The sequence below is a fragment of the Pseudaquidulcibacter saccharophilus genome (genome assembly GCF_019455445.1).
Lineage (GTDB): Bacteria > Pseudomonadota > Alphaproteobacteria > Caulobacterales > Aquidulcibacteraceae > Pseudaquidulcibacter > Pseudaquidulcibacter saccharophilus.
Map to the genome: position 1 here is coordinate 676,726 of NZ_JAHWUS010000001.1, position 14,695 is coordinate 691,420.

Annotated in this window: 13 protein-coding genes and 1 pseudogene; 10 read left to right on the plus strand and 4 right to left on the minus strand. The window is 41.7% G+C overall.

The annotated features are described in order from the left end of the window. Positions 1 to 58 precede the first annotated feature (58 nt). Positions 59 to 277 (plus strand): 30S ribosomal protein S21, encoded by a 219-nt coding sequence (gene rpsU, locus KXV15_RS03205; protein WP_240007199.1) that lies wholly within the window; start codon positions 59 to 61, stop codon positions 275 to 277. Positions 278 to 360: 83 nt separating this feature from the next. Here the strand turns inward: rpsU and KXV15_RS03210 are convergent, their stop codons facing one another. The 3 genes from KXV15_RS03210 to KXV15_RS03220 form a co-directional block, all read right to left on the minus strand. Continuing rightward, positions 361 to 1,137, minus strand: a complete 777-nt coding sequence (locus KXV15_RS03210) for a dienelactone hydrolase family protein (protein WP_240006713.1) — start codon at positions 1,135 to 1,137, stop codon at positions 361 to 363. 152 nt (positions 1,138 to 1,289) lie between these two features. Next, entirely contained in the window at positions 1,290 to 2,879 is a 1,590-nt protein-coding gene (gene purH / locus KXV15_RS03215; protein WP_240006714.1) for a bifunctional phosphoribosylaminoimidazolecarboxamide formyltransferase/IMP cyclohydrolase, read from the minus strand. A 33-nt stretch (positions 2,880 to 2,912) separates the two neighbouring features. Next, positions 2,913 to 4,613: a polysaccharide biosynthesis protein gene (locus KXV15_RS03220; protein ID WP_240006715.1), complete on the minus strand. Its 1,701-nt coding sequence runs from the start codon at positions 4,611 to 4,613 to the stop codon at positions 2,913 to 2,915. A gap of 402 nt (positions 4,614 to 5,015) precedes the next feature. Here KXV15_RS03220 and KXV15_RS03225 point away from each other — a divergent pair, with 402 nt between their 5' ends. The 9 genes and pseudogenes from KXV15_RS03225 (at position 5,016) to KXV15_RS03265 (ending at position 13,746) form a co-directional block, all read left to right on the plus strand. Beyond that, complete coding sequence (locus KXV15_RS03225) at positions 5,016 to 5,459, plus strand: iron-sulfur cluster assembly scaffold protein (protein WP_240006716.1); 444 nt, start codon at positions 5,016 to 5,018, stop codon at positions 5,457 to 5,459. Positions 5,460 to 5,646: 187 nt separating this feature from the next. Further along, positions 5,647 to 5,880 (plus strand): annotated as a pseudogene (gene yidD, locus KXV15_RS03230) (membrane protein insertion efficiency factor YidD); the annotation flags it as partial. A 140-nt stretch (positions 5,881 to 6,020) separates the two neighbouring features. After that, positions 6,021 to 7,955 (plus strand): threonine--tRNA ligase, encoded by a 1,935-nt coding sequence (thrS, locus tag KXV15_RS03235; protein WP_240006717.1) that lies wholly within the window; start codon positions 6,021 to 6,023, stop codon positions 7,953 to 7,955. Positions 7,956 to 7,967: 12 nt separating this feature from the next. Then, positions 7,968 to 9,206 (plus strand): O-antigen ligase family protein, encoded by a 1,239-nt coding sequence (locus KXV15_RS03240; RefSeq protein WP_240006718.1) that lies wholly within the window; start codon positions 7,968 to 7,970, stop codon positions 9,204 to 9,206. Further along, positions 9,199 to 10,029 carry a glycosyltransferase family 2 protein gene (locus KXV15_RS03245; protein ID WP_240006719.1) on the plus strand — a complete coding sequence of 277 codons (831 nt, stop codon included), beginning with the start codon at positions 9,199 to 9,201 and terminating at the stop codon, positions 10,027 to 10,029. Before KXV15_RS03240 ends, KXV15_RS03245 begins: the two co-directional genes overlap by 8 nt. A gap of 42 nt (positions 10,030 to 10,071) precedes the next feature. After that, complete coding sequence (locus tag KXV15_RS03250) at positions 10,072 to 10,812, plus strand: chorismate mutase (RefSeq protein ID WP_240006720.1); 741 nt, start codon at positions 10,072 to 10,074, stop codon at positions 10,810 to 10,812. Positions 10,813 to 10,862: 50 nt separating this feature from the next. Beyond that, entirely contained in the window at positions 10,863 to 11,939 is a 1,077-nt protein-coding gene (gene hisC / locus KXV15_RS03255; RefSeq protein ID WP_240006721.1) for a histidinol-phosphate transaminase, read from the plus strand. Beyond that, positions 11,939 to 12,841 carry a prephenate/arogenate dehydrogenase family protein gene (locus tag KXV15_RS03260; protein ID WP_240006722.1) on the plus strand — a complete coding sequence of 301 codons (903 nt, stop codon included), beginning with the start codon at positions 11,939 to 11,941 and terminating at the stop codon, positions 12,839 to 12,841. Before hisC ends, KXV15_RS03260 begins: the two co-directional genes overlap by 1 nt. 260 nt (positions 12,842 to 13,101) lie before the next feature. Further along, on the plus strand, positions 13,102 to 13,746 hold the full coding sequence (locus tag KXV15_RS03265) for an NADPH-dependent FMN reductase (protein ID WP_240006723.1): 645 nt from the start codon (positions 13,102 to 13,104) through the stop codon (positions 13,744 to 13,746). On the opposite strand, the gene KXV15_RS03270 is transcribed toward KXV15_RS03265, so the two are convergent. Continuing rightward, on the minus strand, positions 13,679 to 14,641 hold the full coding sequence (locus KXV15_RS03270; RefSeq protein ID WP_240006724.1) for an NAD(P)H-dependent flavin oxidoreductase: 963 nt from the start codon (positions 14,639 to 14,641) through the stop codon (positions 13,679 to 13,681). The genes KXV15_RS03265 and KXV15_RS03270 overlap by 68 nt on opposite strands. Between the last annotated feature and the right edge of the window lie 54 nt (positions 14,642 to 14,695).

A 14,695-nucleotide genomic window follows, 5' to 3' on the forward strand; every position in this document is an offset into this window, starting at 1 on the left:
TGGTTATAGCCGCCCATCATTTTATTTTAGATTAACTCTTATTTACAGGAGAAGGACCCTGGTTCAGATTATAGTGCGCGAAAACAACGTTGATCAAGCGTTGAAAGCTCTTAAGAAAAAAATGCAACGTGAAGGCACTTTCCGTGAAATGAAACGTCGCAATCATTTTGAAAAACCATCTGAAAAACGCGCTCGCGAACAAGCGGAAGCTGTGCGTCGTACCCGCAAATTGCAGCGTAAACGCGCGCAACGTGAAGGCCTATTGGCAATCAGATAATCGCAAAATAAAATGTTTCTGAATGCCGCCACGATTAATATCGGGCGGCTTTTGGTGTTTATGATTCTTGTTATTATTTCTGTTTAGCTTTGCAGCCCAAACTTGCGTTGGGCAAAATCCAGCAATATATCGCACGCCATGCTTGTATATTTACGTGAATATCTTTGTGCAGGGTGGAAGGTGCCTTGTTCATCAAAGCTATGGGTGGCATTTTCAAAAAATGTGGTTTCAATATCGACGCCATCTCTTCTAAGGCGTTCAACTGTCTTATTTAAGAAGAAGTCGCCAACCACCATGTCGCGTCCACCAATAATCATATGTGCAGGGATGTGCCGCCTCCAGCCATAGGCAAAAGAATAAGAGCCAGCGCCACACCATGGGTAAACCATGAAAGCAAATTTAAGATTTTCGAGCGGGGTTTTGCCAATATCGTTTAAATATGCATTGGTTCCGATTTTATCTTCTTGAGACAATGCATCCATTATCGTCCAACCACCGTGTGACCAACCGGCGGCACCAATTTTTTCTTTATTAATCCAATCTTGTGATCCCGCCCAATGTAGTGCTGCAACAACGTCACCAGAACGCTCTTTGCCATGAAATTTTAGGCCGGTGCAGATAAGTGTTCCCGCTTCGACCAAATTAACATCACGCGGAGTATAAGAATCAACCAAGACAGCGGCAATGCCCGCTTTTTGTAAAGTTTCGGCATAGGCGACCATTGGCGATGTTGGACGTCCGCAACCATGAAACATAAAAACCACTGCAAAAGGACCATTTCCTTCGGGGCGATAGATTTCAAAATTTTGCGATAAACGCGTGGCACGCTCATCAACGGTTTCAACTGGAAATTTTTTCATAAATCAAACATAGCAAAGATTTGTTAGCTTGATAAATAAACTTTATGTTAAAAATTAAAAAAGGCCTGCCATTGGAAGCCTTTATATTAAAATTTTAAATAAAGCCAACTCATACGTATGCGCAACGCGCACAGGTTAGAATTTTTGCTTATTTAGTGTCTAAAATGTCTTTGACCTGTAAAGACCATTGCAATGCCGTGCTCGTCTGCGGCCTTGATAACTTCTTCATCGCGGATAGAGCCACCAGGTTGAATAACCGATGTTGCCCCTGCTTCAATAGCTTCAAGTAGGCCATCAGCGAATGGGAAGAAGGCATCAGATGCAACCGCAGAGCCAATTGTTTTCGCTTTATCCCAGCCTGCCATTTTTGCAGCCTCAACGGCACGTTTTGCGGCGATATATGCGCTGTCGCGGCGGTTCATTTGCCCTGCGCCAATCCCCGCGGTTGCAAGGTCTTTTGCATAAACGATGGCATTTGACTTAACGTGCTTGGCCACTTTAAAGGCAAAAAGCATGTCTTCGATTTCTTTGTCTGTTGGTGCGCGTTTGGTAACTACTTTAAGGTTTTCACGTAAAACTGGTTTGTTATCGCGTGACTGCACCAAGAAGCCGCCGGCAATGTTACGATAGTTTACGGCGTCAGTAGTTGGGTCAGGAAGGCCGCCGGCAACAAGCAAGCGAAGGTTCTTTTTGGCAGCAAATACCGCTTTTGCTTCTTCGGTTACTTCCGGTGCGATAACAACTTCTGTGAAGATTTCGGCGATTGCTTTTGCGGTTTCCCCATCCAAAATTTGGTTGCACGCAACAATGCCGCCAAATGCTGAAACAGGGTCACATGCAAGCGCGTTTTGATATGCTTCTAAAAGGCTTGAGCCAACTGCAACGCCGCATGGGTTTGCATGTTTTATGATTGCAATTGCAGGTTTTTCTTTGGGAGAGAATTCCGCAACCAATTCATATGCGGCATCAGTATCATTCAAATTATTGTATGAAAGTTCTTTGCCCTGAAGCTGTTTTGCCGTGGAAACACCAAAGCGCTTGTCGCCATTTGAGTAGAATGCCGCCTTTTGGTGTGGGTTTTCGCCATAGCGCATTTCCTGCACTTTAACGCCGCCCATTGTGCGATATTTTGGGCTTTCCTCTTTGGTTTGTTCAAAGTACCAATTTGAAATCACTGCATCATATGCAGAGGTGCGTGAATAGGCGCGTGCCGCAAGTTTTTTGCGGGTTTCGTGGCTTGTGCCACCCAAAGCTTCTAAGTCGGCAAGCACAAGTTCGATGTCATCATTGTCTGTGGCAACCGCAGTAAAACCATGGTTTTTAGCACCTGCACGAATCATTGCGGGGCCGCCAATGTCGATATTCTCAATCATTTCATCAAAATCAGCATTTTTTGCCAAGGTTTCTTCAAATGGATAAAGATTAACCCACAAAAGATCGATACCGGTAATTCCATGTTCGCTCATCGCCTTGGCGTGGTCTGGGTTATCACGAAGTGCAAGTAGCCCTCCATGAACCATTGGATGAAGGGTTTTAACGCGGCCGTCCATCATTTCAGGAAAATTGGTGATTTCTGAAACATCAATAACCGGAATACCCAAATCTTTTAGCGCTTTTGACGTTCCGCCAGTTGATAAAATTTCAACATTTTTTGCCGCCAATACCTTGGCAACTTTTTCTAAAGACGATTTATCTGATAACGAAATCAGCGCGCGTTTAAGCGGAACAATATTTTGTGACATGAAACCTACCAAACCAAATTTTGCGAAATAAAATTATTTCTTGGATACCTTATACCCGGGAACAATTCGCTCTAATAATTTCAAGGTTTCCCGAATATCATTCTTGGTAGCTGCTTTAACGGTTTTCTCGATTAATTCAATTAGATTTTCATCCAATTCCTTGCTGGATTTCACACCAAGAACACCATCAACCGGTGTTTCGACCGCTTTTTCATAATCGTAGAAGATTTCTTCGTGAATTTTTTCACCAGGTCGGACGCCGGTTTCAATAATATCAATATCCTTGTATGGCTCATAACCTTTTAATCGTATCATTGCCTCAGCAAAGGATATGATTTTCATTGGTTCACCCATATCAAGGACGAAAAGCGGATAATTATATTTTACCTTTTTACCGTTTTTGCCGGTAATCATGCCGCCGCCCAATGCCGCCGATTGCAATACTAGGCCAACGGCCTCTTTAACCGTCATAAACCAACGGGTCATTTCTTTAGAGGTTACGGTAACGGGGCCCATTGCTGAAATCTGTCGCTCAAAAAGCGGCATAACAGAACCAGAAGAACCAAGCACATTGCCAAATCGTGTTGAAAAGAATTTGCTGCCACTTTTTTCGAAACAATAACGAACATATAATTCAGCCGCACGTTTTGCGGCACCCATAAGGTTGGTTGGGTTAACAGCCTTATCAGTTGAAATCAGAATGAATGCCTCCACACCGGTTCTAAGGGCGGCATCGGCAACATTCTTTGTTCCACCAAGGTTAACCATTATTGCTTCACGCGGATGTTCTTCCATCAGTGGTACATGTTTATTGGCGGCAGCGTGGAACACAATTTGCGGCAAATACGTATCGAATAAATCATCAATCGAGCGATAATCACGAATATCTTTTAATCGAATAACGGTTTCAATTTGAGGGAAACGCTCGCCTATAATTTGGTTGATTGTATATAAATTATTCTCTGAATTATCGACAATAACAATTTTTTTCGGATTAAAAGTTGCAACCTGAAGCGCAAGCTCAGAGCCAATAGTGCCACCGCCCCCAGTGATAAGAATTGTTTTGCCTTCAATAAGCTTTGATGGGCCACTCGGGTCAAGGTCATACTTATGGCGACCAAGAACATCCTCGGGGTTAACGTTAGAAAGTCTTTTAGAGCCAATCTCTGGCATGCGAGAAAGGCGAACTTTTTTATCGTTCATCGCGCCGATTGCAGCCTGCTTCACATATTCAGGGTGATTATCGCCGACCAATATGATTCGTACGTGGCTATAATTATATTCAGTTAGTGCGCGTTTAATTAATTGTTGGAGAGTTTCATTAAAGTTTTCGCCTGAATATACACGTGCCCCTGAATATACTTTGCCAATTTGGTTGCCTTTTGTGGAAATAATTGCAAGCGGTTTGAATGGTAATGGCCCGCTTTTTCTGGCTTGGTGAATTGCCAATGTTACCATATCGGTTCCACCAACCATAATTGCCGGTGGGGCATTTGGTAATGCAGGCCTGAACAGCGCGCTTAACGCCATAATATTACCGCCGGTCGAAATGAAGCGCGCAAGACCGCGTGCCCCCATCATGAAAGATAATAATAGCAACGATACAATTATCGGAACTTTTGGCGTAAAACGTAAATTAAGCGATACAATAATAATTACATAAAGAACCGATGTGATTAAAACCGCCTGTGCAATTCGCAGCAAATCATCAGATGTAGTCCAACGCCACACCATCTGCCATGATCTTGTTAGTAGTAAAGAAAGGAACAAAGCACCGAAGTAAATAAATATTTTGGTGAGTATTAAATTTTCATCATTTGTTTCTGTGTCAATAGATGATAGTATACCGATAAGTATTGCAATTAATCCAATAAATAAATCGGCAAACAACCCTTTCGTAAAGGGCGATCTTATAGTATCTTTCACCTGCCACCTATCAGAAACATTTATTGCTATCCAGTTTGTATGCACTGGCTTGCTGAATTACATAAAACACAAAGTCCGCTACTATTAAATCAGCTCGAAAAATTTATCAAACAATTATATTAAATTGTTTCAGTATTATGGCTAATGTATGTCTATTTTTTACGCTAACTGAAATATTATATTGGTGTTGGAAAATTATTTGGTGGAAATATGAGTGTTTACAATTCAAAGGTTATCGAGCTTGCGACGCAAATCGAAAACATCGATAAGATATTGGAAATAAATGATAATTTATTTGGAGAGGCAAAAAAGACATCTCGCGTCTGTGGTTCCACCATTGGTTTGAAAATTTCTTATAATAACAAAGACAACGTTGTCATGGATTTCTCAATTGATCCAAAAGCTTGTGCATTAGGGCAGGCAAGTGCGGCAATTTTGTCACGCAATTTAGTTGGTGCAACGCCACAAGAAATATTCAAAGCCAGAGATGATTTGCGAGCGATGCTAAAAGAGGGCGGCAAACCACCTGAAGGTCGATTCTGGGAGTTGCGCTATCTTGAGGCAGTTGCTGATTACCCGCCGCGACATGCTTCTGTAATGCTTGCATGGGAAGCTGCTTGTGCAATTTTTGACGAAATGTTTGCAAAAGAATAATATTTGTATTATAGGCGTTTTTCATGCCAATAGCGTTCTTATATACATCTACAACAACCACTACCGCTTAATGCCGGCGGCGTTGTGTGGGCGCGTCGCAAGCGGCAGGTAATTCCCACAAAAAACGCTTCAAATTCAAAACAAAGGGTTAGTTTTGACTGATACTAGTAATAATGGCAAAGTCACAATACCTGCCTTGTTATTACTGGGTTTATATCGGCTTTATAAAATTTTTCTGTCACCTTTAATTGGTAATCAATGTCGCTATCTGCCAACATGTTCGGATTATGCGGCCGATTGTGTTAGAAAGCATGGTGCATGGAAAGGGGCATGGATGGGATTTGCAAGGGTTTGCAGATGTCATCCGAAAGGTGGTCATGGTTTTGATCCTGCACCTGAAACTGCGCCGGTGGCGAAATGGTATAAACCATGGGATTATGGTGATTGGGATAATCGGTTCAGGGACCCAAAAGACTATAAACCACCTAAAGACTTAAAACCAAAAGAATTTGAAAATTTAAATAAATCACTTCAAGAAGAACAAAATATAGAGAAGCAATAATGTTTGAATTAAAATTTCCAGATGGCGCCATACGTCAATATGAAAATAATATCTCCCCATTAGAAATTGCCGAAGGCATTTCAAAATCACTTGCAAAGCGTGTGGTTGGGGCAAAAATCGACGGACAAGTTTGGGATTTATCGCGCCCAATCGAACCCAAAGATACTCCACAAACATTTGAATTAATCAACCGTGATAGTGATGATGGCCTTGAAATTATTCGCCACGATGCAGCACATATTATGGCGCAAGCAGTACAGGAATTATTCCCTGATACTCAAATCACAATTGGCCCATCAATCGAAGATGGCTATTATTATGATTTTGTACGCGAAGATAAATTTTCGACTGATGATTTCGAAAAAATCGAAGCTAAAATGCGTGAAATCGTTGATCGTGATTTACCAATCGTCCGTGAGGAATGGGACCGCGAAGTAGCAATTAAACATTTCAATGAAATCGGTGAAATTTACAAAGCAAAAATCATCGAGGAAATCATCCCAGAAGGTGAAACCCTTACTGTTTATAAACAAGGTGACAATTGGAAAGATTTGTGCCGTGGACCGCATATGCCGTCCACTGGTCGTCTTGGTAAAGCCTTTAAATTGATGAAGCTTGCGGGGGCATATTGGCGTGGCGATGCAAAGAATGCACAGCTTCAGCGTATTTATGGTACTGCATGGGCCGATGAAAAAGGTCTTAAAGATTATTTGGTTCGCCTTGAAGAAGCCGAAAAACGTGACCACCGTAAATTGGGTCGTCAATTAAACCTATTCCATATGCAAGAAGAAGCAAAAGGCATGGTTTTCTGGCATCCAAAAGGTTGGACCATGTATCGTGCGCTTGAAAACTATATTCGTCGTAAAATTGAAGCTTCTGATTATGTTGAGGTTAAAACCCCACAATTGATGGATAAAACCCTGTGGGAAAAATCTGGACATTGGGAAAAATTTGGCCACGCAATGTTTACTTGTGAGACTGTTGAAGAAGAAATTCTGGCGGTTAAACCAATGAACTGCCCGGGGCATGTCCAAATCTTTAACCAAGGGCAAAAATCATATCGTGATTTGCCATTACGTATGGCGGAAATGGGTTGTTGTCACCGTTTTGAACCATCTGGTGGTTTGCACGGTATTATGCGTGTGCGTAACTTTACCCAAGATGATGGCCACATTTTCTGTCGTGTTGATCAGATTTACTCGGAAACTAAGGATTTTTGCGAACTTTTACGCACCGTTTATAATGATTTGGGCGTAGAGCTTCATTCGGTTAAACTTGCACTTCGTCCTGATGTTCGGGCGGGATCTGATGAAACTTGGGATTATGCCGAAAAGATGCTTAAAGAAGCAGCCGAGGCGGCAGGAGAAATCGTAGAATTGCTTCCTAATGAAGGTGCATTCTATGGCCCTAAGCTTGAGTTCCATTTGAAAGATGCGATCGGTCGTACATGGCAATGTGGCACTTTACAGCTTGATTTTGTGTTGCCTGAACGCCTTGATGCCGAATATACTGGTGAAGATGGTCAAAAGCACCGCCCTGTAATGCTTCACCGTGCAATTTTGGGAACATTTGAACGTTTCTTGGGTATCCTAATTGAAAACCATGCCGGTAATTTCCCAATGTGGCTTGCCCCAGTGCAGGTAGTGGTTGCCAATATCACCTCTGATTCAGAACAATATGCAAAAGACGTTTGCCACAAATTGCGTGCTGCTGGCATTCGCGCTGAAACTGATGTGCGTAATGAAAAAATCAACTTTAAAATCCGTGAGCATTCTTTGCAAAAAGTTCCTGTTATTGCAGTTGTTGGTTCGCGTGAAGCCGCAGAGGGCAAGGTTGCGCTTCGCCGTTTTGGTTCACAGGCACAAGAAATCTTGTCACTTGAAGAGGCAATGGCGATGCTTTCAACAGAAAGCCTGCCACCAGATATGAAATAGGCTTAGAATATAATGGTGAAATCTACTCAAAAGGGTGCAATTGCTGGTGTTACTGGCATCGGGCTTGGTCTTATGACTTTGTTTGGTGGCGTTGATATTCCGACATTGGCGGCAATAACTTCAATTTGGGCATTGATTGTAGCCATTGTACAAGGCGGTATTATTGATGTGATAAAGGGCGTGTTAAAGCGCCCTTTTTCATCAATGTTTTTTATTGCTGCCCTTACTTATCTTGTGCTTACCCGCATTAATCAGGCCGAAGTTTTAAATGAAACGGCACGTAGTCTTTTGGTGGGGGTATTGTTTTTGCCGTTTTTGTCATGGGCCTTTATGACAGGTAATGCAGAAGATAAAAAAATCGCGGGGCGGGGCCTGATTGCGGGCTTTGTATTTGCCGCGGTTTTATTATCATATGAGGCTGTGAGTGGTTATCAGTTATACCATCTTGCTGTCCCACACCAAGATCCACTAGAAATGGAGCGTAATCTAGGGCGCGGGGCATATATACTTATTATAATGCTATTCCCTGTGCTTCTGACGATAAAAGCGCAGCATTTAGACATTAAGCTTAAGATTTTTGTGATTGTAGCCGCTATTTTTCTCTCAACCCGTTTTGGGATTGATTTGAATATAATAACTATTGCTGTTGCAGGCATTGTTTACGGCTTGGCATTGGTTTTTCCAAGGGTGGCAATCATTTCTGTAAATCTGGTTGCAAGTTTTTTAATTGCATTTGCGCCATTCATTTATGAAATAATTGCCAAGTTTGCAAAGTCTTTGTGGACACCAGATACAATTCCATTGTCATATGGTCGCCGTGCCGATATGTGGCTTTACGCAATTGATCGTATAAAAGAAAAGCCAATTTGGGGCTGGGGTCTGGATGCAGCAAAGACTTTTAATCAACCTATAAAATGGCGTGGCTTTGATTGGACCGTACTTCAAATGCACCCGCATTCTGCACCGTTGAATTTGTGGTTAGAAGGTGGCGCAGTTGGGGCGCTTTTGTTTGTTGTTGCAATTAATTCTGGTAGCATTTGGTTGCTTCGTTCTGTTGGTAAAAACCGTGAACTTGCGGCGACGATTTCCGCAAGCTTGACTGCAATCATTTTTGGTTGGGCGGTGACATATGGTGCATGGCAACAATGGCTTTGGGTTTGTCTGTTCTTTGCGATTATTTATCCATTCTTGAACGATATGCCCAAGCAAAGGTCAAAAAAGGCATCCGAGGAATTACAAGAAATTGTCTGATAATAAACGCATTAGCATTATAATCGTAACATACCACACTGGTGATGCGGTTTTTGACGCTATTAATTCTGCGCTTTTGCAAGATGCTTTTGAGATAATTGTGGTTGATAATGGTAATGATGACGGCACACGCTGTCGGTTGCAACAAATGTCAATTGATACACCAAATCTAACCTATATAATTAATAATGAAAATATTGGCTTTGGTGCGGCATGTAACAAAGGGGCAAAGGCTTCAAAAGGTGAAATACTGGTCTTCTTAAATCCCGATGCGAAATTAGAAGAAAATGCGCTTTTTGAAATGGAAAAAACTGCCCCTAATCAAATTATGGGTGGTTTAATAAAAAACCATGATGGTATTGAGCAAAGGGGCGCACGCCGCAATGAATTAACCCTTAAAAATGCAATCTTTGCCTTTATGGGAATTAAAGATGAATTCAACCTTGATAAAAACCCGATGCCAAATGAAATAACGCCAGTTGCCAATATAAGTGGGGCATTTTTTGCAATCCATAGGTCAGACTTCAAAAATCTTAAAGGTTTTGATGAAAAGTTTTTCCTGCATGTTGAAGATATTGATATTTGTACAAGGTTTAAAAAAGCGGGGGGCGATGTTGTTTTTAACCCCAACGCCCAAGCATTCCATATTGGTGGAACCTCCAAGGCATTAAAAATTCGGGTTGAATATTATAAATTTATGGGCTTTGGAAGATTTTTTATAAAAAACGGCAATTGGGGCGAAAAGATAGGCTTTTTATTTGTTGCGCCGTTTTTATTCTTGGCAATGATGTTTCGTGCAATAATATCGCAAAAACGCCATTAAATACTTGCTAAATCGGCAAAAATTGTTCATTTGCAAAATATCATGACCAATAAACAAGACGAAACCGATATTGCCCTTTTACGTGCCCGCATTGATGAAATTGATGCCGAAATTGCGCATCTTTTGGTGCGTCGTACGGAAATTGCGCAAAAGGTTGCATTTTCAAAAATTCAGGATGCAAAACTTGCAAATATTGAACTTGGTTTTGGTTGGCGTCCAAAGCGTGAAGTGGAGATAATTCGCGAAATTTTACGGCGCGAACCCACATTGGGTCGGCGCCTTTCTTATATGGTCTGGCGGGCGATGATTACACGTAACCTCGCTAATCAAGCCCCGATGGAAGTGGTTTGTGTCGAAAGCTCGAATGCTGCAAGTCGTATGGGATTTGGCGCAGCGGTCGTTCCACAAATCGCCACCGATTGCGACAGTGCAATTAAAATTGCCTCAGAGAAGGAAAATATGATTCTTTCTTTGCCTTTCCCTGATGACAATCAGGATTGGTGGCAAAAACTATTGTTACCACAATATCAGGCATTAAAAATCAACATGGCTCTTCCGCATATTGAGGATGTTCAACCAGAGGCATTGTGCCTTGCCAAAATCACACCGCTTGAAACCGGCAATGATTATTCCTTAATCGCGGCGCCAAATGATAAAAATCTTGCTGGAAAAGTGGTTTCAAAATCTTCAAGTCATAATCTTTGGCTTTTAAAAGGGTTTCATGAAACCTTGGCTGATAATGCCAACGGCATTTATTTCCTTGGCGCATATTCAATTGCCTAAATTTTTGTTTTTCTATATATGTTGCGCCATAAAATTTAACGGAAAAAATAATGCGTCCACAACCAATTAATAATATTATGGATATTGTGCCTTATAAAGGCGGGGAATCAAAAATCGCTGGCTTTGATAAGGTTCACAAGCTATCTTCAAACGAAAATCCACTGGAATGTTCGCCGCTTGCAAGACAAGCATTTATTGAAGAGGCACAAAACCTTCACGCATATCCTGATGGTGCGCACGTTAAATTACGTGAAGCAATCGCAACCCGCTATGGCCTTGATGTAAATCGTATAATTTGCGGCAACGGATCTGATGAATTGTTTCAGCTTTTGGGGCGATCGTTTATTGCACCAGGTGATGAGATTATTCAATCTGAATATGGTTTCCTTGCTTATGGCTTGTTGGCACAGCAGCAGGGTGCAAAGTGTATCTCTGCCAAGACCAAGGATTATGTGACTCAGGTTGATGCCATTATTGCTGCCATTACCCCAAAGACCAAGGCAATTTTCCTTGACAATCCATCAAACCCAACCGGAACTTATATCAGCTTTGATGAGGTAAAACGTCTTCATGCTGCAATACCATCGAATATAATTTTGGTTCTTGATGCCGCATATGCTGAATATGTAAATAATAATGATTATTCGGCCGGCCTTGAATTGGCGGGCGAATTTGAAAATGTCATTATGACTCGTACATTCTCAAAAATTCATGGGCTTGCGGCGCTACGAATTGGCTGGGCATATGGTGCACGAAATATTATTGATGCCATGAACCGCGTTCGTGACCCTTTTAATCTTAACTCTGCGGCTATTGCGGCAGGGGTTGCGGCATTAAACGACTACGAATTTGTTGCAGCTTCCAATGCCCATAATAGCAAATGGCTTGAGATTTTGAGCGCTGAATTCAATGATAATGGTTTTAAGGCAATTCCAAGTGTGACCAATTTCATAATGGTAGAGTTTGATAGTGAAAACACCGCCAACAGATTTGATGAGCATTTGAAATCATATGGCATAATTGCCCGTAAAATCGGTTCTTATAAATTATCACAAAATATACGTATTTCTATTGGCACAGATGAGGCCAACCAATTGCTTATAAAGGCGATGAAAGAGTTTAAATGATGTTTGAAAAGCTCGCGATAATTGGTATCGGATTGATTGGATCTTCTATTGCGCACAAAGTTAATGCGGAAAAACTTTCCAAGGAAACCGCGCTTTATGATGCATCTGAAACCGTGCGGGCGCGTGCCAAAGAGCTTGGATTGGGTGTGGTTTACGATAATTATACCCACCTTTTGCATGGCGCAGAATTGGTTATAATTTGTACGCCATCTGGGGTTATTGCCAATGTGGCGCAGGAAATTATGCCATATCTTGATAGCGGTGCGATTTTATCAGATGTGGGTTCGGTAAAAGGGGAAATTATTAAAAACATTACCCCTTTATTGCGCGATGATGTTTATTTTGTTCCCGGTCACCCACTTGCGGGTACAGAGTTTTCAGGACCTGACGCTGGTTTTGCAAGTTTGTTTGAAAATCGTTGGTCGATTATTTGTCCACTTGATGATGAGCGTGCAGAATATAATGCCGCGCAAGAAAAATTGGTCAATTTTTGGAAAGCGTTGGGCGCAAATGTTGAAGTCATGAATGCACAGCGCCACGATATGGTTTTGGCGGTAACCTCACATATTCCGCATTTGATTGCTTTTACCATTGTTACGACTGCCGAAGATATTGAACATGTTACTGAATCCGAGGTGGTGCAATATTCTGCATCAGGTTTCCGTGACTTTACCCGTATTGCCGCATCAGATCCAACAATGTGGCGCGATGTCTTCCTTTTGAACAAAGATGCGATTCTTGAGGTTTTAAGTCGCTTTTCAGAAGATCTAACTGCGCTTAAGCGCGCAATTCGTTGGGATGATGGGCAGCTTTTGTTTGATACAATCACCCGCGCCCGCAGAATGCGCAAAGAAGTTATCGATGCAGGACAAGATATTAATAAACCTAACTTCGGTAGGTGATTGTAAATATTGTTATTACTTGAAATCGATTGCTTATCAATTACTTAGGTAAAATTAGCGTGGTGAATGCTATAAAAACCCTACTAATACTATGTAATTATTGTTTATATTGCACATTGGTTTTTGTTAATGCTTCATTCATATTGCTATGAGTTAAATTATAATTCATACTAAAAAAGGACTTACTTGCGATATTTTAATTGTTGCATTTAGAATATTATAATGTATGGACTTATAAAAATATAAATTTGTGGTTAGATATGAAATTAAATATTATTATTACTTCGACCCGTCCAAATAGGGTAAGCCCTTGCATAGGTAAGTGGTTTTACGAAGTTGCAAGGCAGAATAACAACGGTCTTCAGGTGGTTTTAACTGATTTGGCAGATGTGAATTTGCCATTGCTTGATGAGCCATATCACCCGTCAAAGCATCAATATCTTCATGAGCATACTAAAATATGGTCAAATATTATTGAAACATCTGATGCGTTTGTCTTTATTTTGCCGGAATATAATTCATGTGCACCGCCATCATTTGTTAATGCAATCGATTATTTATATAATGAATGGAATTTCAAGCCCGTTGGTTTTGTTGGTTACGGTGCAATTAATGGCGGCCGTCACTCTGTTGACAATGCAAAGAACCTTATGGAAGCGGTAATGGCGCTTCCGGTTGAACAATCCGTAATTATTGAACATGCGGTTGACCAAATGAGCGATGACAAATTTATCGCCAAAGATACGCAAATAAGTGCGGCAAAGCGCATGATTGAAAGCATTGCTGTCGTCGCCTCCGAGCTACGCGAAATGCGCACCCCGGGCAATATAGAAGCGGTTAAGAAAGTGTCGTGGAACAAATTCTCGCCTTGGCACGCAGATATTCTTTCTCAAGCCGGTCAGTAATTTTGGCAATTGGTGCGATTTCTTTGATTGCGCCAATCCCTTGACCCGAACCCCAGATATCTTTCCACGCTTTTGCGCCCGTTGCCGCCGCACCAAAATCCATTTTGCTTTTGTCGGCATCGGGAAGGTTATCAGGATCAAGCCCAGATTTTGTAATTGATGGCTTTAGATAATTACCATGAATTCCAGTGAAATAATTGGAATAAACAATATCATTGGCATTAGAATCAACAATCATTTGTTTATATTCATCTGCGGCGCGCGCTTCGTTGGATGCAATGAATACAGACCCGGCATAGGCAACATCCGCACCCATCGCCTGTGCTGCCAAAATAGCGTCACCTGTGGCGATTGCACCAGATAGTGCAAGTGGGCCATCAAACCATTCACGAATTTCTTGAATAAGCGCAAAGGGGGATAATGTTCCCGCATGGCCGCCCGCACCGGCAGCAACAGCAATCAGACCATCCGCACCTTTTGAGATTGCCGATTTGGCGTGGCGGTTGTTTATAATATCGTGCATAACCACGCCGCCGTATGAATGAATGGCATCATTAACCATTGGCACAGCACCAAGCGAAGTAATCACAAGCGGAACTTTGTATTTAACGCATGCCTCAACATCATGTTGCAAGCGGGCATTTGAATTATGGACGATTTGATTAACGCCAAATGGTGCGGCGGGTTTATCAGGATTTTGGGCATTATAATTACCCAATGTGTCGGTAATTTCATCCAGCCACTCATGAAGCTGTGCTTCGGGGCGTGCATTAAGCGCAGGGAAGGTGCCAATTATGCCCGATTTACATTGCTCAATCACCATTTTTGGATTGGAAATAATAAACATCGGTGAGCCAATGAGCGGCAAACGAAGATTTTTGAATAATTGGTGCATGTTTTCCATCCCTTATGCTTTTATAGGATAATAGAGGAGGGGGAGTGGAAATGT

Excerpts from the sequence above, each read along its gene's own strand:
- KXV15_RS03210 (WP_240006713.1), bottom strand. The coding sequence starts at position 1,137 with ATGAAAAAATTTCCAGTTGAAACCGTTGATGAGCGTGCCACGCGTTTA.
- purH (WP_240006714.1), bottom strand. The coding sequence starts at position 2,879 with ATGTCACAAAATATTGTTCCGCTTAAACGCGCGCTGATTTCGTTATCA.
- KXV15_RS03220 (WP_240006715.1), bottom strand. The coding sequence starts at position 4,613 with ATGGTGTGGCGTTGGACTACATCTGATGATTTGCTGCGAATTGCACAG.
- KXV15_RS03225 (WP_240006716.1), top strand. The coding sequence starts at position 5,016 with ATGAGTGTTTACAATTCAAAGGTTATCGAGCTTGCGACGCAAATCGAA.
- thrS (WP_240006717.1), top strand. The coding sequence starts at position 6,021 with ATGTTTGAATTAAAATTTCCAGATGGCGCCATACGTCAATATGAAAAT.
- KXV15_RS03240 (WP_240006718.1), top strand. The coding sequence starts at position 7,968 with ATGGTGAAATCTACTCAAAAGGGTGCAATTGCTGGTGTTACTGGCATC.
- KXV15_RS03250 (WP_240006720.1), top strand. The coding sequence starts at position 10,072 with ATGACCAATAAACAAGACGAAACCGATATTGCCCTTTTACGTGCCCGC.
- hisC (WP_240006721.1), top strand. The coding sequence starts at position 10,863 with ATGCGTCCACAACCAATTAATAATATTATGGATATTGTGCCTTATAAA.
- KXV15_RS03260 (WP_240006722.1), top strand. The coding sequence starts at position 11,939 with ATGTTTGAAAAGCTCGCGATAATTGGTATCGGATTGATTGGATCTTCT.
- KXV15_RS03265 (WP_240006723.1), top strand. The coding sequence starts at position 13,102 with ATGAAATTAAATATTATTATTACTTCGACCCGTCCAAATAGGGTAAGC.
- KXV15_RS03270 (WP_240006724.1), bottom strand. The coding sequence starts at position 14,641 with ATGCACCAATTATTCAAAAATCTTCGTTTGCCGCTCATTGGCTCACCG.